The following is a 25,740-nucleotide window of genomic DNA, read 5'->3' on the forward strand; positions in this document are numbered from 1 at the left end:
AGTGGCACGAAAAAAGCGGGGGTGATGCTGGGTTTACGGCAAGGGTCGGAAAGTCTTGAACGCAAGGTGACGATGCGGTGACGGGCACGCCGACGGTCAATCCCAGTCGGCGCGCAGCCCTGCTTCACCCATCGACGACCGACGAGAACTTGCTGACCGCCTGTACGACCTCACGCGCACCGTTGCTGATGCGTTTGATCGCCTGTCCGGCGCTACCCGCCAGTTCGACGCCGCTGCCGGCTTTCACCAGGCTGGATTCCATGCTCACGATGGCGCTGCGCGTGCCATCCTGTATGCGCTGCACCATGCCGCCGATTTCGGCGGTGGACAGGCTGGTCCGCTCGGCCAGCTTGCGCACCTCGTCGGCCACCACCGCAAAGCCGCGGCCCTGCTCGCCGGCGCGAGCGGCTTCGATGGCTGCGTTGAGCGCCAGCAGATTGGTCTGGTCGGCGATCTCACGGATGGTCTTGACGATGCTGGTGATCTGGTCGGACTGCTTGCCCAGTTCCCCTACCCGGTCCGACGTGAGCTGGACCGTTTCAGCGATGGCGCGCATTTCCGACGACGCCCGTTCGATGATGGCCGCACCTTCGGTGGCGATGGCGTCGGTTTCGCTGGACACGCGCCAGGCGACGCGTGCGCTTTCCTGCTCCGCCAGTTGCTGCACTTTCTTCTCGGTGATGTCGGTCGCGAACTTGACCACCTTGTAAAGCTTGCCGGCCGGGTCGAACACCGGGTTGTAGCTCGCCTCCAGCCAGACCACCCGGCCGTCGCGTGCCAGGCGCTTGAAGTCACCGGCGACGAACTCGCCGCTGGAAAGGCGCTGCCAGAACGCCGCGTACCCGGGCGCGGCGACCTCCTCGGCTTCACAGAAGATGCGGTGATGACGCCCGACGACTTCGTCTTTCGAGTAGCCGACCGTCTTCAGGAAGTTCGGGTTGGCATCGAGTATGGTGCCGTCCGGCGTAAAGGAAATGACCGCCATCGAGCGGTTGATCGCGTTGAGCAAGGCGGTGGCTTCGCTCTCGGCGCGCACCTTGTCGGTGATGTCGCTGGCCACCTTGACCACCTTCACGACCCGGCCGTCGGCGCCCAGCACGGGGTTGTAGCTGGCTTCCAACCAGATTTCACGACCGTCGCGGGCGACCCGCGGAAAGCGGCCGGACACGAAATCGCCTCGCGCCAGACGGGCCCACATGTCGGTGTAGGCGGTCAACGACGCGTACGCGGGCTGACAGAAACTCCGGTGGTGCATGCCCGGTAGTTCAGACACGCCGTAGCCCATCACGCGGGAGAAGTTGGCGTTCGCTCCGATCACCTTGCCATCCGGTTCGAACTCGATGATGGCCATCGAGCGGTCGATGGCGTCGATCAGTGCTTTCGTGGCCGCAGCCCGTATTTCACACTCACCAAGACGCGCTTCCAGTTGCTTGCCTTTGTTCCCGAACATGTTCTTTCTCCTCTTTCGTCTCCAGCATGCTGGACGTATGAAGTTGCCCGGCCTCGCCGGACACGGTCGGCGCAGAGCTGCGATCGCAAGGGAATAACGCCCTCAGCGTGTAAGACTTAAGTTATATCCCTGCTCGATGTGCGGAAATTTCACAGAGCCTGCCGGGCACGCACTGCAGAAAGCGGAAAAGCCCGTACCGGCTTGCCGGGCGGGCTTTTCGCGTTGCTGCGATGCACTCAGACGCGAAAGCGTGCGCCCGCCTCTTCCAGCCCCATGGCCAGCGCGCGCAGGTGCTGCGCCTCGTTGGCCATGGCGGTGATGGCCGAGCTGTTTTCCTCGCTCATCTGCGCGATCTGCTCGACCGAACGGGCGACGTCGTGGCTGGCGATGGTCTGTTCGCTGACCGATTCGGCAATGCCGCTTATGCCCTGCGAAGTCGATGCTGCCGCGTCAGCCGCGCGGCCGAGCGCGCCGACCACCTCGGTCAGCTGATTGCGCGAGTTGTCGATCGCCTGCACGCCGCGGCGCACCACGCTCTCGACGCTGCCGGCGCGGGCGTCGAGCGCGCGCGTCACTTCGTCGATCTGCTGTGCAGACACCGCCGACTTCTCGGCCAGCTTGCGCACCTCGTCGGCGACGACCGCGAAGCCGCGGCCCTGCTCGCCGGCGCGCGCCGCCTCGATGGCCGCGTTCAGCGCCAGCAGATTGGTCTGTTCGGCGATGTCCTTGACCTGACGGGTCATGTCGCCAATGGCACGGGTGCTTTCGATGAAGGCACCGGCCGCCTGCGAAATCTCGCCCACCACGTGGCCGACCGCATCCAGTTCATGGCTCACCGCATCGATCGCATGATGGCCCTGGGCCGCTTCCTCGCGGCTCGATTCGGCGTGACGGCGCATTTCGGCCGCACTGTCGGACACGCTGTTGATCGACACCGACAGTTCCTCGATCGTGGCCGCCATGGCGGACGCCGACTGGCTCTGGCCGGCCGACGCCTCGCTGATCTGCTGCGTCGCGCTGGCGAGCGCCATCGTCACCTGGCTGACCTCACCGGCCGACGATTTCACGCGGGCGATCAGACCGGACAAGCTGTCGGCCATGCTGTTGAAGCTGTTGGCGATGTCGCCGAATTCGTCCTGGCTGGCGACACGGATGCGCGCCGTCAGATCGCCCTCGGCCAGACGACGGCCACCCTCTATCGTGTGACCGATCGCGTCCTTCAGCGACGCGTACAGGCCGAGCGCCAGATAGACCGACAGCAGCAGCCCGGCGGCGAGCAGCACGCAGGTCAGCGTCAGATCGACCATCAGTCGCTGCGAATGCGCCTTGATGCCGAGGTCGGCGGTGTCGAGCAGCGCGGTCATGGTGCCGACCGACGCCTCGACCGGCACCGAAGCGCGGGCAAACACCTCGGCCGGCGGCAGGTCAAAGCGCTGCGCCTTCAGTGAGGCGTTCAGCAACTCGGCGGTCGAGGCGAAGGCGGTGCGCAGCTTGTCGATCTCGGCGGCAACGCGCGGTGCATGCTCGGGCGCGAAGCTGCGCACACGTTCGTTCACCTGATCCATCGAGGCGACGCGGCGGGCGGCCAGCTGCAGCAGCGCGCCCAGTTCGATTGCCTCGTCCGGCGTGACCGTGCCACGCGCGCTGATCGAGGCGGCACGGCCGCGCAGCCTAGCCAAATTTTCGATGGTGAAGGGCGCGACGTTCACGGCGGCCTCGACCAACGTGAAGGTATCGGGATAGGGGTCGAAGCTCATGCCCGACCGATCGGATACCGAGCGGAAGTCGTTCAGCAGCCTGTCGATCATCGTCGAATGGCGGGCGAAGTTGGCCGCGCCGGTCGAACCGCTCATCTGCTGTCTCACCGCTGCCCACTCTCCGGACAGGCGTTCGATCTGCGCCTGCTGCACGAGCAGTTCCGGATCGGCGGCGTTCAGCGCCTTCAGCGTATCGAGACCGCGTGCGACCTCGGCCGCCTTGGCCTCGACCTTCGCCGCCTGCGAGGCGTCGCCGTTGAGCATGGCGGATGACATGCCGCGATGCTGCTGAACTGCAGTCATCGTGCCGAGCAGCGCACGCAGATACTCGGCGCCGATGTGCTCGCGTTCCATCATGCGCAGACTGTCCAGCCGGGACATCGCAACGGTGGTGGCAAGCGCCACGAGCATGGCGAGCAGTATGCCCATCACGAGCATCATCTTCGGAGCGAACCGCAGGCGCGACATCAGGGCGCGGGCGGGATAAAGCAGGGCGTTCATGGTCTCTCCTCGGGCGGCTGGGGCACGCGGCACTGCGTGCATTAGCCGGATACGGTGTCGAGGCGGGCTCCCCGGGGTCGATACCCCTTCACGACCCGCCTGACAGAGTTACGGCAGACTGCATCCAGGGTTGAGCGAACTTTCTGCAACGCAGCATTCATTTGATATGCATCAAATGCAACGGGGCGCCCACAGGCGCCCCGTCGTCCTTAGCTCGCGCAGCCGGCAGATCAGGCAGCGTAGCCGATGCGGAAGCCGCCCCACTGCCGGCCGCCAACGTAGATCGGTGCCGAAATGTCGTGCACCACCTCGCCGGTGTCGCGGCGATAGGTCTGGATCAGGAAAGGCTGGCTGTGCGCACCACAGCGACGACCGACCGGGTCGTCGAAGATGCGCTTGGTGCGGTTGCCGGCGATGTCCTTCTTCTCGTCGCCGGTCAGCGGCTGCGAGAAACGCTTGTTGTGTGTCGGGAAATAGCCCTTGCGGTTGACCGCACCGGCGTAGATCAGGCCGGTGTGCCGGTCGAGCAGAGGCTCCTGGATCGCCGGGAAGAGGCGATCGGTCAGGGCGTCGAACTTGGTGCTGTACTTGGTCGGCTTGGTACCGGCGATCGGCTGGTAGTTCTCGTCGAACAGGTCTTCCATCCGGATTTCGCCGCGCTTGACCGCCGCCTCCAGGCAGGCGCCGATGCGCTGCGCCGCGTCGGCGACGATCTCCGGCATGCGGGCGTGGGCAGCAACCGCCTGCTCGCCGTAGCTGCCAAGGCGGAACACCTGCGACAACTCGGCCAGATTGCTTGATAGCACGTCCAGTCGTGACGCCTCGGCAGCGGTCGAACTGGAGACCTCGCGATTCGATTCCGCCATCGCGAAAATGCGCTGCACGTGCTGCTCGACCTGTTCACCCAGCGCCCGGTTCTGACGCATGGCTTCGACCGTGCCGCCCACGCGTTCCAGCGTCGCGTCGGCACATTCGCGGATGCTTTCCAGCGTGGCCACCGCCTCGCTGGTCAGGTCGGCGCCGGTGCGCGCCTCGACCGCGCTGGCGCGGATGACCGAGGCGGCATCAGCGGTTTCACGCTGCACGGCGGAAATCATCGAATGGATCTGCCCGGTGGACGCGGCCGTCCGCTCGGCCAGCTTGCGCACCTCGTCGGCCACGACCGCGAAGCCGCGGCCCTGCTCGCCGGCACGCGCCGCCTCGATCGCTGCGTTCAGCGCCAGCAGATTGGTCTGGTCGGCGATCTCGCGGATCACCTGAACGACCGAGCCGATCTCCTCCGAGCGCTTGCCCAGATGTTCGATCTGGCGCGCGCTTTCGGACACGCTGCCGGCAACGCGCGCCATCTCCTCGGCGACGCGGCTGACCACCTGCGCCCCCTTCTGCGACAGCTCGCGCGATCGGGTCGCATCGTCCACGGTGCCGGCGGCCGCTTCGGTTGCCGCCTCCATGCTGGCCTTCATATTGCCGACATCACCGCTGGCCGCTTGTGAGGCCGCACACTGCTGCTCGGCTGAGCCGGCGACACGCTCTGCCCCCTTGCCGAGGCCGCTGCAGGTGTCCTGCAGCCGCTTCGAGGTGAACAGCATCTTGGCCATCGCTGCGCTGAACTCGGTCACCAAGCGGTTATAGCTTTCCGCCAGTCGAGGCAGTGCGCCGCCGCCGCGTACGTCCAGTCGATAGGTGAGATCGCCTGACATGCGGGCGCGTTCGAGGCCGGCGACCATGGTTTCGAGCGGACGCTCAAACAACAGGACCGCCGTTGTGCGTGCAATGAAAGCCCCCGTCGCGGCCAAGGCCGCGGCAATCAGTGCGCCGCTCAGGGTGAAGGCCGATGCGCTGTACGCGTAAAGGCCGAGGTGGGTGATCAGCAGTGCGGAAAAAAGGCCCAGCCAGGGCAAAATGCTGCGCGTCGCTGCGCGCTTGCTTGTTGTCATCGTTCCTCTCCTGTCCGGTAAGGGTCTTTCCGCATCGCGCAAGCCCCATCGCCCGCGCGGTACGGTCGGACCCTGGGCATCGTGTGCCTGTCCGTGGTGAAGAGAGTTACGACCTGAAGCGTCCGAACTTGAGACGCTTGCCGTGGCAGCGCCTCGCGGGGGTCCGCCAGGGAACCTCAGGTGACTGTAAACAGCTTCTGGAAATTGGCGACCTCGATGACCTGGCGCACCGGCGCACTGCAGTTCACGAGTCGCACGACGCAATGGGCGGCGCGCGCCTTGTCGCGCAGCATCAGCAGCATGCCCAGCGCCGAGCTGTCGAGATAGCTCACCGCAGCCAGGTCAATTTCGAGCGTGTCGAGGGCGTCGCCCGCCATCATCCGCTCGGTGGTCTCACGGAATGCGCGATGCGCGGAGAAGTCGAAGCGGCCACCCAACGAGATGCGGGCGAGTCGGTCGATGACCGAGGTACGGATTTCCATGCTGGATCTTTATCAGTGAGTGGATGATTGAACGAGGCGTCAACGGCTCATGCGTGAGCGGCGACCCGGCGTCCTCCCTGCAGTGCGGCAACGATGCGCTCGGCCACCTGGTTCAGTGGCGCCACCTCGCAGCAGGCGCCGATCTGAGCGGCCTCGCGCGGCATGCCATATACGACGCAGCTCTCCTGGTCCTGCCCTATGGTCCATGCGCCGGCGCGGCGCATGGCCAGCATGCCCTGGGCGCCGTCCTTGCCCATGCCGGTGAACAGGGCAGCGACCGCGCTGCCACGCGCGTGCTGGGCGGCCGAATTGAACAGCACATCTACCGCCGGCCGGTGACGGTTGTAAGGCGGCGTCTGCAGCAGTTCGCAGACATAGCCGGTGCCGCTGCGGCGGATTTCCAGATGCGAATGCCCAGGCGCCAGATAGGCATGACCGGGCAGGATGCGCTCGCCCTGCTCCGCCTCCTTGACGCGGACACGGGCCAGCGAATCGAGGCGGCGGGCGAAGCTCGCGGTGAACATTTCAGGCATGTGCTGCACCATCACGATGCCGGGCATATTGGCCGGCAGTCGGCACAGCACTTCCTTGATCGCTTCGGTGCCGCCGGTCAACGCGCCGATGCAGACGATGCGGTCGCCCCACGCCGACGTGGCGGCGGCGGTCGCCGGCCGCGCGGCCGCGGTCGCTGGCTCGGCCGGTGCGGTCCGCAGCACCTTCAGCCGCGCGCCATGCGCGGCGCGGATCTTCTCGTGTATTTCCTGCGCATAGCTGACCGGCAGGCCGGCCAGCGATCCACGCGGCTTGGCCACGTAATCGACCGCGCCCAGTTCGAGTGCCTGCAGCGTGGTTTCCGACCCCTGCGCGGTCTGGCTCGAAATCATGATGACCGGCATCGGGCGCAGCCGCATCACCTTGTCGAGAAATTCGAGGCCGTTCATGTTCGGCATTTCGACGTCGAGCGTCAGCACGTCGGGCGAGGTTTCCTTCACCTTCTGCCGGGCCACGGCCGCATCGGGCGCCGTGCCCACGACTTCCATGTCGGGCGCCTGATTGATGATCTCGGTCAGCACCGCCCGCATCACCGCGGAATCGTCAACCACCAGAACCCTGATCTTCATTCCATGCTCCTCGCTGCCCCCGTTCAGGAGAACAGCTCGATGTCGCCCGATGCGTCGTCGCGGGCGAGTCTTTCCTGGTACTCTCGTTCGCGGCGCGCCAGCGTATCGTTGTTCACGCGGGCAAGTTTCTTCATCAGCACACGCCCGGCGTGCGGGAAGAAATAGATCTTTCGTGCATGACTGTCCAGCAGATCCTGCGCCAGCACCGGAATGCCCTCGTTGGCCAGATAGTCGAGCACGAAATCGGCGTTGCGCTCGCCGACATTGGCATTGGCCAGCGTCGCCATCACGCGCCCGCCGCCGAACACCTTGGCCTGCAGCGCCGAGCGACGTGCCCCGGCCTTGATCAGTTCGTTCACCAGCAGTTCCATCGCGTAAGCACCGTAGCGTGCCGAACGGCTCATGACACCGCTGCCGGCGTCCGGCAGCATGAAGTGGTTCATGCCGCCGATGCCGCGCTCAGGATCGCGTATGCAGGCGGCGACGCAGGAGCCGAGCACCGTCACCAGCAGCATGTCACGCGTGGTGACGAAGAACTCACCCGGCAGGATCTTGACCGCCTCGCGCGAGAAGTTGCGGTCAAAATAGCGCTGCGCCGCCTGATGCTCGATCAGGCCCGGGCCGTGATTATCGACCGCCGTCAGCACGCGCATAAACCGTCCTTCCCAGATTGCGGAACAGGTTGACCGCGTGCGAGAAGCTCTCCGAGTGGCCGGCAAACAGCAGCCCGTCGGGTCGCAGCAACGGCACATAGCGCTTGAGGATGCCGTACTGCGTGGGCTTGTCGAAATAGATCATGACATTGCGGCAGAAGATGGCTTCCAGCGGCCCGCGTACCGGCCAGTTCGGTTCGAGCAGGTTCACCCGGGTGAAGCGGATCAGCCGCTGCAGTTCCGGACGCACCCTCACTTCACCCGAACGGCTACCGGTGCCGCGCAGGAAGTACTTGCGCACCAGTTCAGGCGACAGCTTTTCGATGCGCTCTTCGCCATAGACGCCCGCCTGGCCCTGCGCCAGCACCTGGGTGTCGATGTCGGAGGCGATGATTTCGACCGGCGGCGTCATGCTGCCGTACAGCTCGCAACAGGTGATGGCGATCGAGTACGGCTCCTCGCCGGTCAACGCGGCGCTGCACCAGATGCGCGCGTTGGGCTTGCCGAGCTTGGTCAGGTGCTGCTTCAGCAGATCGAAGTGATGTGCTTCGCGGAAGAAGGACGTGAGATTGGTCGTCAGCGAATTGACGAAGGTTTCCCATTCGGTGCGGTCGTTGCGCTCCAGCCGGCGGATGTAGTCGGCGAAGGTCGCGTCGCCGGTGGCGCGCAGCCGGCGTGCCAGCCGGCTGTACACCATGTCGAACTTGATCGGCGACAGCGAGATGCCAGCGTACTGATGGATCATCTTCGCGATGCGGTCGAAGTCCTCGCGCGTGAAGCTGAACTCGCGCGTGCTGCCGGTCAGAGTCTTCACCTCCGACAGCTGGCGCGTGATCTGCGCCGCGTTGTGCGTGGTGATGCTTGCCTTGCTGCCTGTGTTCACGATGCGGATTCCATTTGGAAGGACGATTCAGTCACTGCCTGCGTTCAGAACTCTTCCCATTCCTCTTCGGCGAAGGCGGGTTGCGCCGTCGGCGCAATGCGCTTGACCTTGCCCAGCGCCCCACCGCGCGAACGCGGCAGCACCGGTTCGCTGTTCGCCGCCTCGCGCGACACCGCGGCCGGCGTGTCGAACGACGACGCCACACGGCCCCCCTCGTCCAGCTTGAACTGACCCACCGCACGCATCAGCGAACGCGCCTGCTCTTCCAGACTTTCCGCCGCCGCCGCCGCCTGTTCCACCAGCGCCGCGTTCTGCTGCGTCACCCCGTCCATCTGGCTCACCGCCTGCGTCACCTGCGCGATCCCCGACGACTGTTCCTGGCTCGCCGACGCAATGTCCGTCACCAGACCCGTCACCTGACGGAAGCTGTCGACCACCTGCTCCATCGTTGCACCCGCCTCGGCCACCAGCTTGGCGCCACCGTCAACACGCTCGACCGAGTCGGCGATCAGGCCCTTGATCTCCTTCGCCGCCTGCGCGCTGCGCTGCGCGAGGTTGCGCACCTCGCTCGCCACCACCGCAAAGCCCCGACCCTGCTCACCCGCCCGCGCCGCTTCCACCGCCGCGTTCAATGCAAGGATGTTGGTCTGGAACGCGATCGAGTCGATCACGCCGATGATGTCCGCGATCTTCCGGCTCGAGTCCTGGATGTCCGACATCGTCAACACCACCCGCTTCACCGTCTCCGCGCCGCGCGTCACCGCTTCGTTGCTCTGACGACCCAGCTCGTTCGCCTTCTGCGCACTTTCCGCGTTCTGCTTCACCGTCGCATTGAGCTCTTCCATCGAACTGGCCGTCTCTTCCAGCGAGCTCGCCTGCTCTTCGGTGCGCGAACTCAGGTCCGCATTGCCGGCCGTAATCTCCCGCGCAGCGGTGTTGATCGCTTCCGTCGATTCCTTGATCCGGCCGACCACCTCCCGCAGCTTGTCCACCGTCGTGTTCGTGTCGTCCTTCAGCTGGGCGAAGGTGCCGGCGTACTCGCGCTCGATCTTGCGGTTCAGGTCGCCACTGGCCATAGCGTTGAGCACGTTGGCAACATCGGCCAGACCGTCGGAAACCTGCTGCACCAGTCCGTTGAGCCCTTCGGCCAACTGACGGAAGAAGCCCTGCTTGCCGTCCACCGTCAGGCGCTGCGAGAAGTCGCCGTTGCCGGCGCTGCGCACCAGGTCGGTCACCGCTTTCTCGATAGCCGCCTCGTCGGTGCGGTCCAGCCATTCGCCGACCGAACCCAGTCGCTGACCGGCTGCATTGGTGATCGGGCTGGTGGTGAGCTGGTACAGGCGACCGCCGATGACGATCTCGCTCTTGACCGTGCTGGACAGCGAGGCCAGGCGGCGGCGCGCCGCCTCCGGATCGTCATAGAACACCGTGATGTCGCTGCCAACGAAGCGCTCGGCCGAGAATTGCGGCAGCTTCCTGCGGATGTCCGCTTCAGTGCGGCGCAGCGTGTCGAGCAGCGTCTTGTTCGCATAAAGCACCTTGCCGTCCGGATCGGCGATGCGCACATTGGTGGTGACCGAATCGAGCGCCTCGCGGATGCGCAGGTTCTCGTCGGCCACACGGCGCTCCTCGGCCATGTCGGCACCGAGCTTGATCTTCATCGTCTTCATCGCGTCGAGGATGGCCACCATCTCGTCGCGGCGCGTGGTCTCCACCTCGACGTCGAGCCGGCCCTCCGCCATGCGGCGGACGATGGCCTTCACGTCGGCAATCGGCCGCAGGATCGAGCGCAGCAGCAGCCAGGCGCCGACCGCTGCGATCAGCACGCCCACGGCGAGCAGCGCTGCCATGACCGCGAAGGCCGACGACGATTCGCTGCGCACGTGTTCGATCTCGGAACCCGCAACGCGGATCTGCAGATCGACCAGCTCGCTGATCTTGCCGGAGATCGGATCGATCACCGGATACAGATCCTGCACCGTGTAGGCGGTCAGCGCCGCCATGTCCTTGTTCGCCATGATGGCGGCCAGACGTTCGATCGACGCGTCGGCGGTCTTCATCAGCGGCACGGCCTGCTCGACCAGCGTCTTCTCCTCCGCCGTCATCTGGCTGGCGCGGTAGCTGTCCCAGTTCTTGCCGATCGCGTCACGCGCCTGATCGAGGTTCTTGCTGCCGGCGGCGAAATCGATGTTGCCGTTGCGCACCTTGTGCGCGGTATCGACGATGTTCACCGCATACATGTCGGCGACCACCTTGAGCTGCTGGGTCGATACGACGCGATCGTTATAAACGACCTTCAGGATGGATTCGCTGGTCTGCAGCGCCTGCATGCCGGTGGCGGCGATACCCGCCATCGCCAGGCCGAGAATGCCGACGATGGCGAACATGCGCGCCTTGATGCTCAGGCCGGCAACAAGACGTGTCGGCGAGAAACCGGTCCGGACCACCACGCCATCGCGGATCGCGAGGCCCTTGGCCTGACCTTCACCGAAGGCACGGTAGGCGCTCTCTGCCGCGGCGATCTGCTCGCGCGAGGCGCGCGTGCGCACCGAGATATAGCCGGTCACCACGCCGTTCTCCAGCAGCGGTGTCGCGTTCGCAAGCACCCAGTAATGATCGCCGTTCTTGCAGCGGTTCTTGACCAGACCGGTCCACGGGCGCTCCGCCTTCAGGCAGCGCCACATATCGTCGAAGGCTTCGCGCGGCATGTCAGGGTGACGCACGATGTTGTGCGGCTGGCCGACCAGCTCGGCCTCGTCGAAACCGCTCACTTCGACGAAATCGCGATTCGCGAAGGTAATCCGCCCCTGCAGATCGGTACGCGACACGAGATTGTGCCGCTCGGTCAGTTCGACCTCACGCCCGGTCACCGGCGAGTTGATGCGCATGACGTACTCTCCTGCCTCCCTGCTGATCGATGTTTCGCGTGGCGTCGCCGCGCGCTCAGAACTCTTCCCATTCCTCTTCAGCGAAGGCGGGCTGCGCCGTCGGCGCGATGCGCTTGACCTTGCCCAGCGCCCCACCGCGCGAACGCGGCAGCACCGGTTCGCTGTTCGCCGCCTCGCGCACTGCATCGAACGACGACGCCACACGACCGCCCTCGTCCAGCTTGAACTGCCCCACCGCACGCATCAGCGAACGCGCCTGCTCTTCCAGGCTCTCCGCCGCTGCCGCCGCCTGCTCCACCAGCGCCGCGTTCTGCTGCGTCACCCCGTCCATCTGGCTCACCGCCTGCGTCACCTGCGCGATCCCCGACGACTGTTCCTGGCTCGCCGATGCGATGTCCGTCACCAGCCCCGTCACCTGACGGAAGCTGTCGACCACCTGCTCCATCGTTGCACCCGCCTCGGCCACCAGCTTGGCGCCACCGTCGACACGCTCGACCGAATCGGCGATCAGGCCCTTGATCTCCTTCGCCGCCTGCGCGCTGCGCTGCGCGAGGTTGCGCACCTCGCTCGCCACCACCGCAAAGCCCCGACCCTGCTCACCCGCCCGCGCCGCTTCCACCGCCGCGTTCAATGCAAGGATGTTGGTCTGGAACGCGATCGAGTCGATCACGCCGATGATGTCCGCGATCTTCCGGCTCGAGTCCTGGATGTCCGACATCGTCAACACCACCCGCTTCACCGTCTCCGCGCCGCGCGTCACCGCTTCGTTGCTCTGACGACCCAGCTCGTTCGCCTTCTGCGCACTTTCCGCGTTCTGCTTCACCGTCGCATTGAGCTCTTCCATCGAACTGGCCGTCTCTTCCAGCGAGCTCGCCTGCTCTTCGGTGCGCGAACTCAGGTCACTGTTGCCCGCCGCAATCTCCCGTGCCGCCGTGTTGATCGCTTCGGTCGAATCCTTGATCCGGCCCACCACCTCGCGCAGCTTGTCCACTGTCGTGTTCGTGTCGTCCTTCAGCTGCCCGAACAGGCCGCTGTAGTTACGATCGATGCGTCGCGTCAGATCGCCGCCCGATACGCTACTGAGCACGGCAGCCACATCGGACAGACTGACCGACACCTGTTCGACCAGCCCGTTGAGTCCCTCGGCCAACTGAAGGAAGAATCCCTGTTTGCCGTCGAGCGACAGACGCTGGTTGAAGTCGCCCTGGCCGGCGGCAACGACCAGATCCGTCACTTGCTGTTCGATCGCGACTTCGTCGGTGCGGTCTATCCATTCACCAACGGTGCCGATGCGCTGACCCGACTCGCCAACGATCGGTGTTGACACCAGTTCGAACACATGATGGCCAATGACCAAGCGGGCCCGATAGCCATCTGCCGTGGTCTTGGACTCGCGCACGAAATCCGGATTGGTGCAGATGGCCGAAATGTTGCAACCGATGAACTTGTCGAGCGAGAAGCCCGGGATATGACGCCGCAACTCGTCTGCAATGCGAGTCACCGTTGCGTGCATCGCGCGATTCGCATACAGCACCTTGCCGCTTTCGTCCGCGATGCGTACGTTCGTAGTGACGAAATCGAGCGCCGTGCGCGCACGCAGGTTCTCTTCCGCGACCGCACGCTCAAGCTCCGCGCGCGCCTGCAGATCGGTGCGCATGCGCTCCAGCGCCGACATCAGCTGGCCCACCTCATCCTGCGTGCCGGCGTCGATGCGGCGGTCGAGCACGCCGGATGCGATCTCATTGGCATGGCTGCCGGCGATACGCAGGCGACCGGCGATGCTGCGACCCAGTCGCACGCCGATCACACCGATCACCGCAGCGATCAGCAACGCGATCAGTGCGACACGCAACGCCTCTTTCAGCACCAGCGCATTGACGTCATCGACATAGATGCCGGAACCGACGATCCAGCCCCAGGGCTCAAACTGGCGCACATAGGACACCTTGTCCACCGGCTTGTCGGCACCCGGCCGCGGCCACTGGTAGTTGACGAAGCCGGCGCCGCTCGCCTTGGCCACGGCGACGAATTCGACGAACAGCGCCTTGCCATTCGGGTCCTTCGAGCCGCTGAGATCCTTGCCGTCGAGGTCGGGCTTGGTCGGGTGCATGACCATGCGCGGACCGAAGTCGTTGATCCAGAAATAGTCCTCGCCGTTGTAGCGCATCGTGCGCAGCGTGTTCATCGCCTGCTTGCGCGCCTCCTCCTGCGTCAGTTCGCCGGACAATGCGCGCTTGTGGAAGACATCGACGACGCCCCAGGCCGATTCGACCGCGAAGCGCGCGGCGTTCTTGCGGTCCTCGATCATGGTGCTGCGCATGCCGGCCAGCAGTACCGCGGCAAGCAGCAGGATGCCGGCCAGACTGGCGGCAACGATGACCATCAGCCGCTGCTGGACGGTCAGGCCGCGCGCGGCGGCCGGGGATGCGGAGTGGGAATCCATGTGTGCCACCTTCAGTGAACCTGATCGTCAACCAACGCCATGTCGGCCGACAGCATGAGCTTTTCGATATCGACGACGATGAGCATGCGCTCGTCGATGGAGCCGAGACCGTGGATGTAGCGGGTGTCGAGGCTGGACGAGAATTCCGGGGCCGGCAGGATCTTTGACGATTCGAGCGCCAGCACGTCGGACACCGAATCGACCACCATGCCGACGACACGACCGCCGACATTCAAGATGATGGTGACCGTGAACGGGGTGTATTCGACGACGCCGACACCGAACTTGATGCGAAGGTCAACGATGGGAACGATGGTGCCGCGCAGATTGATCACACCCTTGATGAAGGGGGGTGCGTGCGCGATGCTGGTCACCGCGTCGTAGCCGCGGATCTCCTGCACCTTGAGAATATCGATTGCGTACTCTTCCTCACCCAGCGTGAAGGTGAGGTACTCCTGGGCGTAACTACCCTCCGCGCCGTCGTCCGGCCGGTGCGACACTGCCTGCGCCGCCTGCATCATCGTGAGCTCCCTCGCTGCGATTACGGAAGTTGTAACGGCATGCAAGGCGGGCGCCTTGAGGCTTGGAAGCACCTAATTTTGCGTGTGCACACGGCGCGAGACGGACGGCGACGGCCCCGCCCGACCAGCGGCCGGCGGGGTCATTGAGGACGTTGCGGATCAGGCGGCGACGGCGAGGCGTCCGCGCGCCGATTCGACCAGCGACGGCACGTCAAGAATGAGCCCGACGTGGCCGTCACCCATGATGGTGGCGCCGGAAATGCCGACCACCTTGCGGTAGTTGGCCTCCAGACTCTTGATCACCACTTGGTGCTGACCGACCAGTTCGTCAACGAACAGCGCGATCTTGTCACCATCGGCTTCGAGCACGACGAGGATGCCGCGTTCGAGATCGGTGGTGCCGCCAGCAAGGCCGAGCGCATCCCGCAGCGTCAGGATGTTCAGGTACTCGTTGCGCACCTGCACCAGCCGCGGCTCGCCGCCGACGCTCTTGATCATCGCCGCGGTCGGCTGCAGCGATTCGACGACGTAGTTCAGCGGCACGATATAGGTGTCAGCGCCGACCGCGACCGACATGCCGTCGAGGATGGCCAGCGTCAGCGGCAGGCGCACCGTCATGCGGGTGCCGATGCCGGTCATCGATTCGATGTCCACGCGGCCGCCCATCGCGGTGATGTTCTTCTTCACGACGTCCATGCCGACGCCGCGGCCGGACACCTCGGTCACCTGGTCGGCGGTCGAGAAGCCGGCTTCGAAGATGAGTCCCCACACCTCTTGGTCGCTCATGTTGTCGCTGACCGGCAGGCCGCGCTCGCGTGCCTTCGACAGGATGCGCTCGCGGTTCAGACCGGCACCGTCGTCACCGACCTCGATGACGATGTTGCCGCTCTGGTGCGAAGCCTTCAGCGTGATCGTGCCCTCGCGCGGCTTGCCGCGCGCTTCGCGCACGTCCGGCGTTTCGATGCCGTGATCCAGGCTGTTGCGCACCAGGTGGGTGAGCGGATCGGCGATGCGCTCGATCAGCCCCTTGTCCAGTTCCGTCGATTCGCCGGCGAGCACCAGACGCACCTGCTTGCCCAGCTTCTGCGACAGATCGCGCACCACGCGCGGAAAGCGCGAGAACACGGTGGACATCGGCAGCATGCGGATGGACATGACCGATTCCTGCAGGTCGCGCGTATTGCGCTCGAGCTGCTGCACACCATTCATCAGCCGTTCGAACTCGACCGGGTCGAGCTTCGATGCGGCCGACGCCAGCATCGCCTGCGTAATCACCAGTTCGCCGACCAGATTGATGATCTGGTCCACCTTGTCGACGCCGACGCGGATGGAGGTATCGCCACCGGTCGCTTTGGGGGTGCGCGCAGACGCAGCGGGTTTGGGCGGCTCGGCTGCCTTCTCGGCAACGGGTGCGTGCGACTGCACCGAAGGATGTGCGGCCATCGGGAGCACCGCGGCCTGTTCGGCCGGCAGCGGCTCGAACAGGCCGAAGCTGTCGTCTGCCGACGCCGTTGCCGGCGCAGGCGCGGTCGGCACGCCGGGTGCGGCATCGAAGAAGCCGAAACTGTCGTCCTGCTGAACCGCGACGGCCGGCGCCGGCGGATCGAAAAAGCCGTAACTGCCGTCGTCGGCGCCCGCCGCCGCTTCCGGCGCAGCGTCGTCGAAAAGCCCCCAGGCTTCGTCGCCGCCTGCCGCCGAGGGCGCGCAGGTGCTGTCGGCGTAACTGCCGGGCCTGGCGACAAACTCGACGATGTCACGCACCGCCGTCGCATCGATCTGGCCATTGAGCAGGCACTGCCAGCGGCCGTCCGCGTCGATCGATACATCGACCACGTACACACCGAGCGCCTCGAGTTCGGCGCGCATGTTGTCGATCACGCCGGCCGCGTCGGCACAGCTCTGCGGCAGGACGAAACTGAAACGGAATGAGGACGGGAGTGCCGTGGCCGGCAGCGGCTGCGGGTCTTCGTCGGCCGCGGATGCCGGGTCGGCGTACAGGCGTTTGATCGATGCGCACACTTCGGCCACGCGTGCCATGTCTGCGGCACCCTCGCCGCGATGTGCCGCCACCAGGTCGCGCAGCAGGTCGCCCGCTTCGAGCGAGGCGTTGACCATGGCCGGCGTCATCACCACCTCGTGCTTGCGCACGCGGTCGAGCAGGGTTTCGAGTTCGTGCGTGACTTGGGCGAGATCGTGGAAGCCGAAAGTGCCCGCACTGCCCTTGATCGAATGGGCGGCGCGGAAGATCGCGTTCATTTCTTCGTCATCGACGCTCTGCAGGTCGATGTCGAGCAGCATCTGCTCCATGTTCGCCAGATGCTCCGCCGCTTCCTCGAAGAACACCTGGTAGAACTGGCTCATGTCCACCGTCATGGACTGTCTCCCCGCGCCAGGTAAGGGTGGATCAGCCGATGACTTTCTTCACCACCTCGACCAGCTTCTGCGGGTCGAAGGGCTTGACCAGCCAGCCGGTCGCGCCGGCGGCGCGCCCCTGGGCCTTCATCGCATCGGACGATTCGGTGGTCAGCATCAGGATGGGCGTGGCCTTGTACTGCGCCATGCTGCGCAGGTTGCGGATCAGCGTCAGGCCATCCATGCGCGGCATGTTCTGGTCGGTCAGCACGAGGTTGACCGACTTGGCCTTGGCCTTGTCCAGGCCGTCCTGCCCATCGACAGCCTCGATCACCTCGTATCCCGAGCTCTTCAGCGTGAATGCCACCATCTGACGGATCGACGCGGAATCGTCGATCGCAAGCACGGTCTTTGCCATGGTACTTCTCCTTCAGAACAGTTCTATTTCGCCTTCTTGGTAGGCCTTCTGGGCCACCGGATTCGTGCTGTCTACAACCGCCAGATGCGCCAGTGCGTCGTCAACACGCTGTGCAAGTTCGGGTGATGCGTGGCCCAGCGCCGCCGCACGCGACAGTTCGCGCACGCTGGCGCACACGCCGTCGATGGCATCGATGCGCTTCTGCACGTGGCCGATCAGCTGCGCGGTCATGTCCTGAAACTGCAGCGAGGTCACGGCGTGCGCCACTGCCAGATCGACGCGTTCGACCGAGGCGCCCAGATCGACGATGGACCGCTGGCGGCGCTGGTGCAGCATTTCGAGGCCGCGTACGACGGTTTCGACCCGTGTTTTCGACTCGAGCGCGAAGGTCATGTCCTGGGCGGCCATGTGGGCCAGCGCCGACTCGGTCATCTTCACGTTGGCTTGCACGCGGTTGACCAGGGTGACGATCTGCTGACTGAAATCGCTGGTGCGCGCCGACAGGTCCCGCACCTCGTCGGCCACCACCGCAAAGCCGCGGCCGGCCTCGCCAGCGCGCGCCGCCTCGATCGCCGCATTCAGCGCGAGCAGATTGGTCTGCTTGGAAATGCCGCCGATCTCGCCGAGCAGGGCGCGCACGCCCTCGGTTTCGCGCGCGATGCCTTCGGTCAGTTCGACCAGCTCCATGCCCAGCTTGCTGTTGTGGACCACGCTATCGACGACGCGCTGCATGGTGCCGGATGTTTCGTCGACGAAGCTCGCGAAGTCAAACTGTTCGCTGCCGTCACCGCCGGTCAGCGCCATCGCCGTCTCGCGCTGGCTCGTGGTTTCGCCGTGCATGTTGTGGAAGCTCTGGGTGAGGCCGCCGATCGCTTCGTGCAGCAGCTGCTGCACGCGTGTCAGTTCCTCGTTCATCCGGATGCACTGGCCATGAACCACGTCCGAACTGCCGATCACTCGCTGATGGGCAGGGTCGGGGTCGGTCTGCACGCTGAGTGCCTCTTCCGAAATCGCCGGCGCCGGACGACCGGACAGCAGCACGATCAGCGTCCACAGCACTGCAGCGCCCGCAACGGCTGCCATGACCGGCAGCACGGACTGGGTCGCCATCAGGGCCCCGGCAGCGGCGCATACGGCGGATCCGGCCCAGGCGGCTAAAAGCGCGATCGGTCTTATTCTCATGGCATCTTGAATTACATGGCAACGATACGGACTGACTTCATGTCTTACGGCATTACCAGGCATAACTTGATCAGGGCGGCGTCACCGCACCGGCCGCTCCGGCCACGTCCTCGACGTTGACCGAACGTCCGTCCGACAGCATCGCCTGCTCGGTGTCGCGGTTCAGCACGATGATGCTGATGCGACGGTTGATCGGGTTGAACGGGTCGTCCTTGTCGAAGGGAATGATGGAACTCATGCCCACCACCCGCAGCACTTTCTCCGGATCCATGCCGCCAGCGATCAACTCACGGCGCGAGGCGTTGGCGCGGTTGGACGACAGCTCCCAATTGGAAAAACCGCCGACGCCGCCGGCAAACGGCTTGGCGTCGGTATGCCCGGACAGGAAAACGCGGTTGTCAACCTGGTTCAGGATGAGGCCGATCTCGCGCAGGATGACCTGCGTGTAGGGCTGCAGCCGGTCGCTGGCCGAGGCGAACATCGGCCGGTTCTGCTCGTTGACGATCTGGATGCGCAGCCCTTCGGACGTCACGTCCAGCATGAGCTGGTTGCGGAAGGGGCGCAGGTCGGGATTGGCTTCGATGCGCGCCTCGATCTGGCTCTTCAGCTCGATCAGCTTGACGCGCTCCTGGCGCTGCTGCTCGCGCTTCATCTCCTCGGACTTCTGGTCTTCACTGCTGGCGCTGAGATTGATCGACCGCTGCTTGGTCTCGACCGCGCCGTACTTCACCTGACCGGCCTGCCGCGTCAGGTCGCGTCCACCGCCCTGGATGACGCTCGAACTGTCGCCCGATCCGGAGCCGCCCTGCTGCGCCACCTTCAGCGGGTTCTCGAAGTACTCGGCAATCCCTTCGAGGTCGCCCTGCGCGGTCGAGCCGAGCAGCCACATCAGCAGGAAGAAGGCCATCATCGCGGTCACGAAGTCGGCGTAGGCGATCTTCCAGGCGCCGCCGTGCGCGCCGCCGCCGCCCTTCTTGATCTTCTTGACGATGATTGGCTGCTGGGTATCGTCGGACATGGCTCAACCGATGGTGTATGAGGAGGTCAGGAGATGAGCGTTGCGCCCGCTCACTTGCCCTTGCGGCTCTTCACTTCGTCCTCCAGCTCCTTGAAGCTGGGGCGGTCCGGCGAGTACAGCACCTTGCGGCCGAACTCGATCGCCACCTGCGGCGCGTAGCCGTTCATGCTGGCCAGCAGCACGACCTTCATGCATTCGTAGATCTTGCCGCCCTCTTCCATCTTCTGTTCGAGCTGGGAGGCGATCGGCGCGACGAAACCGTAGGAGAGCAGGATGCCGAGGAAGGTGCCGACCAGCGCGCCGCCGATCATCTTGCCCAGCACGGCCGGCGGCTGACCGACCGAGCCCATCACGTTCACCACACCCATCACCGCGACGACGATGCCGAAGGCCGGCACGCCGTCGGCCATCTTCGACACGCAATGCACCGCGACATGCTGCTCGGAGTGGTGGGTTTCGATCTCGGCGTCCATCAGGTCGGCGATCTCGAAGGCGTTCAGGTTGCCGCCCACCATCATCCGCAGGTAGTCGGTCAGGAAATCCACCGCGTGGTGGTCGGCGAGGAAGTTGGGGTACTTGGAGAAGATGGGGCTGGATTCGGGATTCTCGACGTCGGCTTCGATCGACATCAGCCCTTCCTTGCGCACCTTGGCCAGGATTTCGTACAGCATGGCCAGCACGTCCACGTAGAAGGCCTTGTTGTAGGACGAACCCTTGAATACCGACGGCAGCGCGGCCACCGTCGCCTTGATTGCAGCCATGCCGTTGCCGGCCACGAAGCCACCGATCATCAGACCGAAGATGGCGACGTACTCGGCGGGCACCCACAGCGCGGCCAGACTGCCGTGCAGTGCGTAGGTGCCGACCGAAGCGGCAAGGATGATCACGTAGCCGATGATCAGAAACATGGAATTTCCCTGTGTATGACGGATGTTCGGGGCATCAATCACTGCGTGCCTGCTGGTCTAACGGCACCACCTCAGGAAACTTGACCAAGTCTGCTACGCAGGTGAACAGCACCCGACGCACAAAAAAATGCCGCTGCGGGTTACCCCGCAGCGGCGAGCTCCTTGCTCACGCAAGGAGGAGGTCAGACAGGAGAGAGAAAACGGATCAGGCGGCGATCAGCGCCTCGCGGGCACGGCGCGTCTTGCCGGCGCGTGCGGGAATGTTGCACAGGCCGCAGACATAGCTGGCCTTCGGGTCGTAGGCGTGCGCCACGAAGTGGCCGCCGCAGCAGGTGCACTTCGTGTGCTGCAGCAGCTTGGCGTCGAAGAAGCGCACCAGCGTCCAGGCGCGGGTGAGACTCAGCACTTCTTCCATGTCGTGCGTCTGCACGTGTTCCTGGTAGAGCTTGAACGCCTTGACGATGCAGTCCAGCTGGTTGAGACCGGTGTTCTGCTTGAAGAAACTGAAGAAGGACATGAACAGCGAAGCGTGAATGTTCGGCTGCCAGGTCATGAACCAGTCGGTCGAGAAAGGCAGCATGCCCTTCGGCGGCGACACGCCCTTCACTTCCTTGTACAGCTTGAGCAGGCGCTCACGCGACAGATGGGTTTCGGCTTCCAGCAGCTGCAGACGGGCGCCCAGCTGGATCAGGTTCACCGCCAGCGCGATTTCGCGACCTTCGGAAACGATGCTCTTGTTTTTCATGACCTTGACTCCCTGACTCAGGAAACCGCTTCGACCGGCTGCGCGCAAGCCAGGATGGTCGCGTGCAGGTGGGAGGTCGATGCGTCACGACCGTGGCTGGACAACAGGCCGAGCAGGACGCGGTCGTCGAAACGCAGGCGGCACAGCATCATGTTGGCGCTGGCCATCTTCAGGACCTGTGCCGGGGAGAGCGACTCGATCATGCCGGCGACTTCCTCGCTGACACCGAGGCGGAACATCGCTGCATCGCGGTCCTCGCGGATCATCTGCTGAGCGAGCATCAGATAGGCAAGATTCAGTTCGCGAATCTCATTGAGCAAGCCGGTCGTCTTCATGCCTCGATCCCTCCTTGGAGCAGGTGCAGAGTGCGCCTGTGTGTGGGATGCATTCTGCCGAGAGGGGCGCCGATGCCCAATCAGGGGCTGGCGAAACTTGCTGTACGAAGGGGCGAACGAAATCCTGTAAGAAAAATTCTTACATTTCGGACGTGTACGGGGAGTGCCGCCCTGAAAATCGGGCGGACAGGGCAGGTAACGGCAGCGCCGGGAAAAACTTAAATCAAAAGTGAACCGTCCAGGATGCGGGCGCAGAGCACGTCGGCGTCCACCGGTCGCGAGAAGAAATAGCCCTGGAAGCGGTCGCACTGCTCGCGCATCAGGAAGCCCAGTTGTTCAGGCGTTTCCACGCCCTCCGCCACCGTCGTGAGACGCAGGCTGCGGGCCAGCGCGATGATGACGCGGATGATGGCGGCGTCGTCCTCGTCCTCGTTGATGTCGCGGACGAAGGACTTGTCGATCTTGACGATGTCGATCGGGAAGCGCTTCAGGTAGGACAGAGAGGAATAGCCGGTGCCGAAGTCGTCCATCGAGATGCGGACACCCATGTTCTTCAGCGCCTTCAGCATGCCTATCGTCGTTTCGGCGTCCTTCATCAGCACCGATTCGGTGATTTCGAGCACCAGCTTGTCCGGCGGAAAGCCGGTGTCCTCCAGCGTGGTGCGCACGGTTTCCAGCAGGCGCGGCTGGGCGAACTGCACCGCCGAAACATTGACCGACATCGACAGGTCGGTCATGCCCTGTTCGTGCCATCGCCTGCCCTGGCTGCAGGCTTCGCGCATGACCCAGGCGCCGATCTCGACGATGAGTCCGGATTCGTCGGCCAGCGGAATGAAGCGGTCCGGCGACACGACGCCGCGCTGCGGATGCTTCCAGCGCAGCAGCGCCTCGACGCCGGAGGGGCGGCCGGTCACGCCATTCAGGATGGGCTGGTAGTTCAGGAACAGTTCGCCGCGCTGCACCGCGTGCCGCAGGTGCGTTTCCAGCACCAGCTTCTCGGCCGAGCTGGCGCTCATCTCGCGCGCGTAGAAGCTCATGCCGTTGCCGCCGGAGCGCTTCGCGCTGGCCATCGCCGCTTCGGCATTCATGATCAGGGACTGCGCATCGTCGCCGTCGTCCGGCGTCATCGCCACGCCGACCGAAGCGGTGAGGAAGAGCTCCAGACCGTCCTTGATGATCGGGGTGGAAAAGGCGTCCATCAGCCGCTGCGCAAGTGCTGATGCCAGCGCACGCGTGGTGCAGGCCGGCGCGAACACGCAGAAACGGTCGCCGCTGAGGCGGGCGATCATCGCGCCGTCGCCGGCGCGCTCGATCAGCCGGCGCACCGCTTCGCGCAGCACCGCGTTGCCCGCCTCGTAACCGAAGCTGGTGTTGATGCGCAGGAAGCGGTCGATGTCCACCACCATCAGCGTGGCGTGGCTGGCTTCGACGCTGCGGCGGGCGGTGTCGAGCCAGTCGTCGATCTGCGCGCGCAGCAGGGTCTGGTTGGGCAGTGCCGACAGCGTGTCGAAGAAGGCCAGCGCATGGATGCGCGCGTCCGCCGTCTGCACCGCGCGCCGCGTTTCGACGCCGCGCAGTTCGCGTTCGATCACCGGCACCAGGCGGGCGATATTGCCCTTCTGTACGTAGTCGGCGACGCCGTTGCGCATGGCCGAGAAGGCCATGTGGTCGGAAATCTTGCCCGAGTAGATGATGAAGGGAATGTCGCGCCCGCTGCGGCGCACGACTTCGAGCGCGGACGCCGAGTCGAAACCGGGCATGGCGTGGTCGGAAATGACCAGGTCCCACTCGCGCTCTTCCAGCGCGCGGGCGAGATCGCCGGCGCTGTCCACGCGCTCAGAATACGTGTCGAGCCCGCGCGCGCTCAGTTGAGCGTTCAACAGGAAGACGTCGTCTTCATTGTCCTCGACCATCAATACCTTGATGGTTCTGAACCCTCCCATCTTGTCAGAGTGACGGTCCATCCACTTCATTCCGGGTCGTGAGCACGATCAACGGGATCAATGGACGGCAAGATCTGCCGAAACTTGAGCGACGACTTTTGCCGGATGCGGGCAAAAGTCTCTCTTTACCCTTTCGGTTGAGGGGGGATTAGGACCTGTTCACCGCCTATTCCGCCGTTTGAATCTAGCCCGCCGCATATGCCCGGTTGCGCCCGGCACTCTTGGCGGCGACCAGTGCCTGGTCGGCGAAAGTGAGCAGCGCGTCGGCGTCCGGCATGGCCGGCAGGCGCTCGGCCACGCCGATGCTGATCGAACTGGTCAGGCGCAGGCGACCGGCCTGCACCGGTGCCGCGGCGACGCCGGCGCACACGCGCTGCGCGCAGGCCATCGCCTGTTCCAGATCGGTGTCCGGGCAGATGATCAGGAACTCGTCGCCGCCGGTGCGGCACACCACGTCCTGCGCGCGCATGCATTCGCGGATCGCCCGGGCGGTCTGTTCCAGCACCTGATCGGCGACATCCCGCCCGTAGGTTTCATTGATCTGACGGAAATGGTCGATGTCGATCAGCAGGCAGGACAGAGGGCGCTCACTGCGTTGCGCGATCGCCCATTCCTGAGCGATGCGGCTCATCGCGTAGCGGCGGTTCGGGAAGCCGGTCAGCGCGTCGGTCAGCGCGACCTCCTGCAGGCGGCGGTTGCTCACGCCCAGTTCGGCTGCGTAGCGGCGGATTTCCTCGCGCTCGCTCTCCAGTTCGCGCTGCATGCGCACCAGACGCTGACCTGCACGCAGCCGCGCTTCGAGCACGCGCGGCCGCAGCGGCTTGACCATGTAGTCATCGACGCCCGATTCGAAGGCCTCGATCAAGCGCTGATCCTCTTCGTGACTGGTGAGCAGGATGATGTAGATGTTGCGGCCCATGCGGGTCTGGCGCAGCGTGCGCGTCAGTTCGAGGCCGTTCATCTGCGGCATCACCCAGTTGACCACCATGATGTGCGGCTGGAACTCGAGCGCCAGATCCATGCCGCGTACGCCGTCCTCTGCCACCGCGACCTGATAGCCGCCGCGTACCAGCAAGGTCTGCAGTGTCAGCCGGGTGGCCGCGTCGTCCTCCACCACCAGCACGCGCAAGCCTTCGCTGCCCGGCGCGTCGTTGGCCGCCTGCTGCGCTGCCGGCGCTGGCGGCGCGGCCGGGACGGGCGGCGGAGCCGGTACCAGCGTGTCGGCAAGTCCATCCAGACTGGGCAAGGCATAGGCATCGACCGGCAGCATCTGCGACCAGTCCTTCCAGTCGAGGGCAACTTCCTCGCACAGCGCGGACACCTGCTCCGGCACCCACTCCATGCGAGCCGCCAGCGCGCGCGCGGCGTCCAGACTTTGCGCCCGGCTGGCTTCATCGGCCATGCAGGCGCTCTCGATGGCGCGGGCCAGGCCCAGTGCCATCGTCAGACCGTACTCGCGCGAGCCCGGATCAACCGGCGTGCTCAGTGCCGACTCGTGGCCCAGCACCGCGGCGACGAAGAAGCGCGGCATGCCCCAGTCGAGCAGCATCGCCGCACTCAGTTCGACGTGGGTCATCGCGAACGCCTGGCGCTCCTGTTCGAGCAGGCAGGCCGGGTCGCCGCGCGCTTCGTCGAGCACGCGCGAATACTGCACCGGGAACACGCTGGCCAGACCGAGGGCGCCGACCCCCGACAGCAGGCCGACGCTGAAGCTCTCCTCGACACCGGCGCTGCGCAGTCGCATGACGATCTTCTGCATCGCGATGGCGCGGATGACCGACCCGGTCCAGAAGCGTGTGTAGGGGAAGCTGCGGCAGAGACCTTCGCCGTTGCTCGAAATCAGCGAGAAGCCCAGCGCCAGGTTGCGCACCGCCGCCATGCCAAGCACCGCCAGCGCATCGCGCAGCGCGACCACCGGGCGCGAGCCCTGCGGCAGCGTGCCGTTGGCGGCACGTACCAGACGCCCGACCAGTGCCGGATCGCCCTGGATCAGCCGGGCCAGTTCAGCCAGCGAGGCGTCACCGCGCTGGCTCATGCGGGCAATCGACAAGGCGATGCCCTTGGGCGACGGCAATTCGCCCGCGGCCTTTATTTCCTGGAAGCGGCGTGTATCGATCAGGTCATTCATTCGTGAATCCGGGCTGTGCAGCAACCGTTTCAACGAGGCGGCGCGCGCGTGACCACCCCGAATCAATCGGCATTG

At 65.1% G+C, this 25,740-nt stretch carries 19 protein-coding genes; all 19 read right to left on the minus strand.

Translation table 11 applies throughout. From position 1 onward, the window contains the following. Window positions 1-124: 124 nt before the first annotated feature. Window positions 125-1,450, minus strand: a complete 1,326-nt coding sequence (locus tag ACQ66H_RS15480; protein WP_430434744.1) for a methyl-accepting chemotaxis protein — start codon at window positions 1,448-1,450, stop codon at window positions 125-127. A gap of 236 nt (window positions 1,451-1,686) precedes the next feature. Continuing rightward, window positions 1,687-3,708 (minus strand): methyl-accepting chemotaxis protein, encoded by a 2,022-nt coding sequence (locus ACQ66H_RS15485; protein WP_430434745.1) that lies wholly within the window; start codon window positions 3,706-3,708, stop codon window positions 1,687-1,689. A gap of 230 nt (window positions 3,709-3,938) precedes the next feature. Then, window positions 3,939-5,645 (minus strand): methyl-accepting chemotaxis protein, encoded by a 1,707-nt coding sequence (locus tag ACQ66H_RS15490; RefSeq protein WP_430434746.1) that lies wholly within the window; start codon window positions 5,643-5,645, stop codon window positions 3,939-3,941. A 176-nt stretch (window positions 5,646-5,821) separates the two neighbouring features. Continuing rightward, on the minus strand, window positions 5,822-6,127 hold the full coding sequence (locus ACQ66H_RS15495) for an STAS domain-containing protein (RefSeq protein WP_430434747.1): 306 nt from the start codon (window positions 6,125-6,127) through the stop codon (window positions 5,822-5,824). A gap of 47 nt (window positions 6,128-6,174) precedes the next feature. Further along, the gene (locus tag ACQ66H_RS15500; protein WP_430434748.1) at window positions 6,175-7,248 is read right to left on the minus strand and encodes a protein-glutamate methylesterase/protein-glutamine glutaminase; all 1,074 of its coding nucleotides are present in this window, start codon (window positions 7,246-7,248) and stop codon (window positions 6,175-6,177) included. A gap of 23 nt (window positions 7,249-7,271) precedes the next feature. Continuing rightward, window positions 7,272-7,901 carry a chemoreceptor glutamine deamidase CheD gene (gene cheD, locus ACQ66H_RS15505; RefSeq protein WP_430434749.1) on the minus strand — a complete coding sequence of 210 codons (630 nt, stop codon included), beginning with the start codon at window positions 7,899-7,901 and terminating at the stop codon, window positions 7,272-7,274. After that, the gene (locus ACQ66H_RS15510) at window positions 7,876-8,760 is read right to left on the minus strand and encodes a CheR family methyltransferase (protein ID WP_430435652.1); all 885 of its coding nucleotides are present in this window, start codon (window positions 8,758-8,760) and stop codon (window positions 7,876-7,878) included. The genes cheD and ACQ66H_RS15510 overlap by 26 nt, the downstream gene beginning before the upstream one ends. Window positions 8,761-8,828: 68 nt before the next feature. Continuing rightward, entirely contained in the window at window positions 8,829-11,672 is a 2,844-nt protein-coding gene (locus ACQ66H_RS15515; protein WP_430434750.1) for a methyl-accepting chemotaxis protein, read from the minus strand. A 55-nt stretch (window positions 11,673-11,727) separates the two neighbouring features. Continuing rightward, window positions 11,728-14,115, minus strand: coding sequence for a methyl-accepting chemotaxis protein (locus ACQ66H_RS15520; protein WP_430434751.1), 2,388 nt, complete (start codon window positions 14,113-14,115; stop codon window positions 11,728-11,730). 11 nt (window positions 14,116-14,126) lie between these two features. Continuing rightward, on the minus strand, window positions 14,127-14,636 hold the full coding sequence (locus ACQ66H_RS15525) for a chemotaxis protein CheW (protein WP_304002095.1): 510 nt from the start codon (window positions 14,634-14,636) through the stop codon (window positions 14,127-14,129). Between the two features lie 159 nt (window positions 14,637-14,795). Further along, a complete protein-coding gene (locus tag ACQ66H_RS15530) occupies window positions 14,796-17,009 on the minus strand; it encodes a chemotaxis protein CheW (RefSeq protein ID WP_430434752.1) in 2,214 nt (737 codons plus the stop codon). 31 nt (window positions 17,010-17,040) lie between these two features. Next, window positions 17,041-17,406 carry a response regulator gene (locus tag ACQ66H_RS15535; RefSeq protein ID WP_019917265.1) on the minus strand — a complete coding sequence of 122 codons (366 nt, stop codon included), beginning with the start codon at window positions 17,404-17,406 and terminating at the stop codon, window positions 17,041-17,043. A gap of 12 nt (window positions 17,407-17,418) precedes the next feature. Then, complete coding sequence (locus ACQ66H_RS15540) at window positions 17,419-18,516, minus strand: methyl-accepting chemotaxis protein (RefSeq protein ID WP_430434753.1); 1,098 nt, start codon at window positions 18,514-18,516, stop codon at window positions 17,419-17,421. A gap of 142 nt (window positions 18,517-18,658) precedes the next feature. Then, window positions 18,659-19,606: a flagellar motor protein MotB gene (gene motB, locus ACQ66H_RS15545; protein ID WP_430434754.1), complete on the minus strand. Its 948-nt coding sequence runs from the start codon at window positions 19,604-19,606 to the stop codon at window positions 18,659-18,661. 50 nt (window positions 19,607-19,656) lie between these two features. Continuing rightward, window positions 19,657-20,514, minus strand: coding sequence for a flagellar motor stator protein MotA (gene motA / locus ACQ66H_RS15550; RefSeq protein WP_019917262.1), 858 nt, complete (start codon window positions 20,512-20,514; stop codon window positions 19,657-19,659). Between the two features lie 205 nt (window positions 20,515-20,719). Continuing rightward, window positions 20,720-21,259: a flagellar transcriptional regulator FlhC gene (flhC, locus tag ACQ66H_RS15555; protein ID WP_019917261.1), complete on the minus strand. Its 540-nt coding sequence runs from the start codon at window positions 21,257-21,259 to the stop codon at window positions 20,720-20,722. A gap of 17 nt (window positions 21,260-21,276) precedes the next feature. Beyond that, window positions 21,277-21,594 carry a flagellar transcriptional regulator FlhD gene (flhD, locus tag ACQ66H_RS15560; protein ID WP_019917260.1) on the minus strand — a complete coding sequence of 106 codons (318 nt, stop codon included), beginning with the start codon at window positions 21,592-21,594 and terminating at the stop codon, window positions 21,277-21,279. Between the two features lie 218 nt (window positions 21,595-21,812). Next, entirely contained in the window at window positions 21,813-23,558 is a 1,746-nt protein-coding gene (locus tag ACQ66H_RS15565) for a putative bifunctional diguanylate cyclase/phosphodiesterase (protein ID WP_304010512.1), read from the minus strand. Between the two features lie 163 nt (window positions 23,559-23,721). Next, window positions 23,722-25,665, minus strand: a complete 1,944-nt coding sequence (locus tag ACQ66H_RS15570) for a diguanylate cyclase (protein WP_430434755.1) — start codon at window positions 25,663-25,665, stop codon at window positions 23,722-23,724. Window positions 25,666-25,740 lie beyond the last annotated feature (75 nt).

Origin of the sequence: Methyloversatilis sp. (assembly GCF_965284615.1) — a bacterium.
Classification (GTDB): domain Bacteria; phylum Pseudomonadota; class Gammaproteobacteria; order Burkholderiales; family Rhodocyclaceae; genus Methyloversatilis.

Coding starts and splice junctions, on each gene's coding strand:
- cheD (WP_430434749.1), bottom strand. CDS start 7,901: ATGCGCGTGCTGACGGCGGTCGATAATCACGGCCCGGGCCTGATCGAG.
- ACQ66H_RS15495 (WP_430434747.1), bottom strand. CDS start 6,127: ATGGAAATCCGTACCTCGGTCATCGACCGACTCGCCCGCATCTCGTTG.
- ACQ66H_RS15515 (WP_430434750.1), bottom strand. CDS start 11,672: ATGCGCATCAACTCGCCGGTGACCGGGCGTGAGGTCGAACTGACCGAG.
- ACQ66H_RS15525 (WP_304002095.1), bottom strand. CDS start 14,636: ATGATGCAGGCGGCGCAGGCAGTGTCGCACCGGCCGGACGACGGCGCG.
- flhC (WP_019917261.1), bottom strand. CDS start 21,259: ATGAAAAACAAGAGCATCGTTTCCGAAGGTCGCGAAATCGCGCTGGCG.
- ACQ66H_RS15565 (WP_304010512.1), bottom strand. CDS start 23,558: ATGGACCGTCACTCTGACAAGATGGGAGGGTTCAGAACCATCAAGGTA.
- flhD (WP_019917260.1), bottom strand. CDS start 21,594: ATGAAGACGACCGGCTTGCTCAATGAGATTCGCGAACTGAATCTTGCC.
- motA (WP_019917262.1), bottom strand. CDS start 20,514: ATGTTTCTGATCATCGGCTACGTGATCATCCTTGCCGCTTCGGTCGGC.
- ACQ66H_RS15480 (WP_430434744.1), bottom strand. CDS start 1,450: ATGTTCGGGAACAAAGGCAAGCAACTGGAAGCGCGTCTTGGTGAGTGT.
- ACQ66H_RS15530 (WP_430434752.1), bottom strand. CDS start 17,009: ATGACGGTGGACATGAGCCAGTTCTACCAGGTGTTCTTCGAGGAAGCG.
- ACQ66H_RS15500 (WP_430434748.1), bottom strand. CDS start 7,248: ATGAAGATCAGGGTTCTGGTGGTTGACGATTCCGCGGTGATGCGGGCG.
- ACQ66H_RS15520 (WP_430434751.1), bottom strand. CDS start 14,115: ATGGATTCCCACTCCGCATCCCCGGCCGCCGCGCGCGGCCTGACCGTC.
- motB (WP_430434754.1), bottom strand. CDS start 19,606: ATGTCCGACGATACCCAGCAGCCAATCATCGTCAAGAAGATCAAGAAG.
- ACQ66H_RS15540 (WP_430434753.1), bottom strand. CDS start 18,516: ATGGCGACCCAGTCCGTGCTGCCGGTCATGGCAGCCGTTGCGGGCGCT.
- ACQ66H_RS15535 (WP_019917265.1), bottom strand. CDS start 17,406: ATGGCAAAGACCGTGCTTGCGATCGACGATTCCGCGTCGATCCGTCAG.
- ACQ66H_RS15490 (WP_430434746.1), bottom strand. CDS start 5,645: ATGACAACAAGCAAGCGCGCAGCGACGCGCAGCATTTTGCCCTGGCTG.
- ACQ66H_RS15570 (WP_430434755.1), bottom strand. CDS start 25,665: ATGAATGACCTGATCGATACACGCCGCTTCCAGGAAATAAAGGCCGCG.
- ACQ66H_RS15485 (WP_430434745.1), bottom strand. CDS start 3,708: ATGAACGCCCTGCTTTATCCCGCCCGCGCCCTGATGTCGCGCCTGCGG.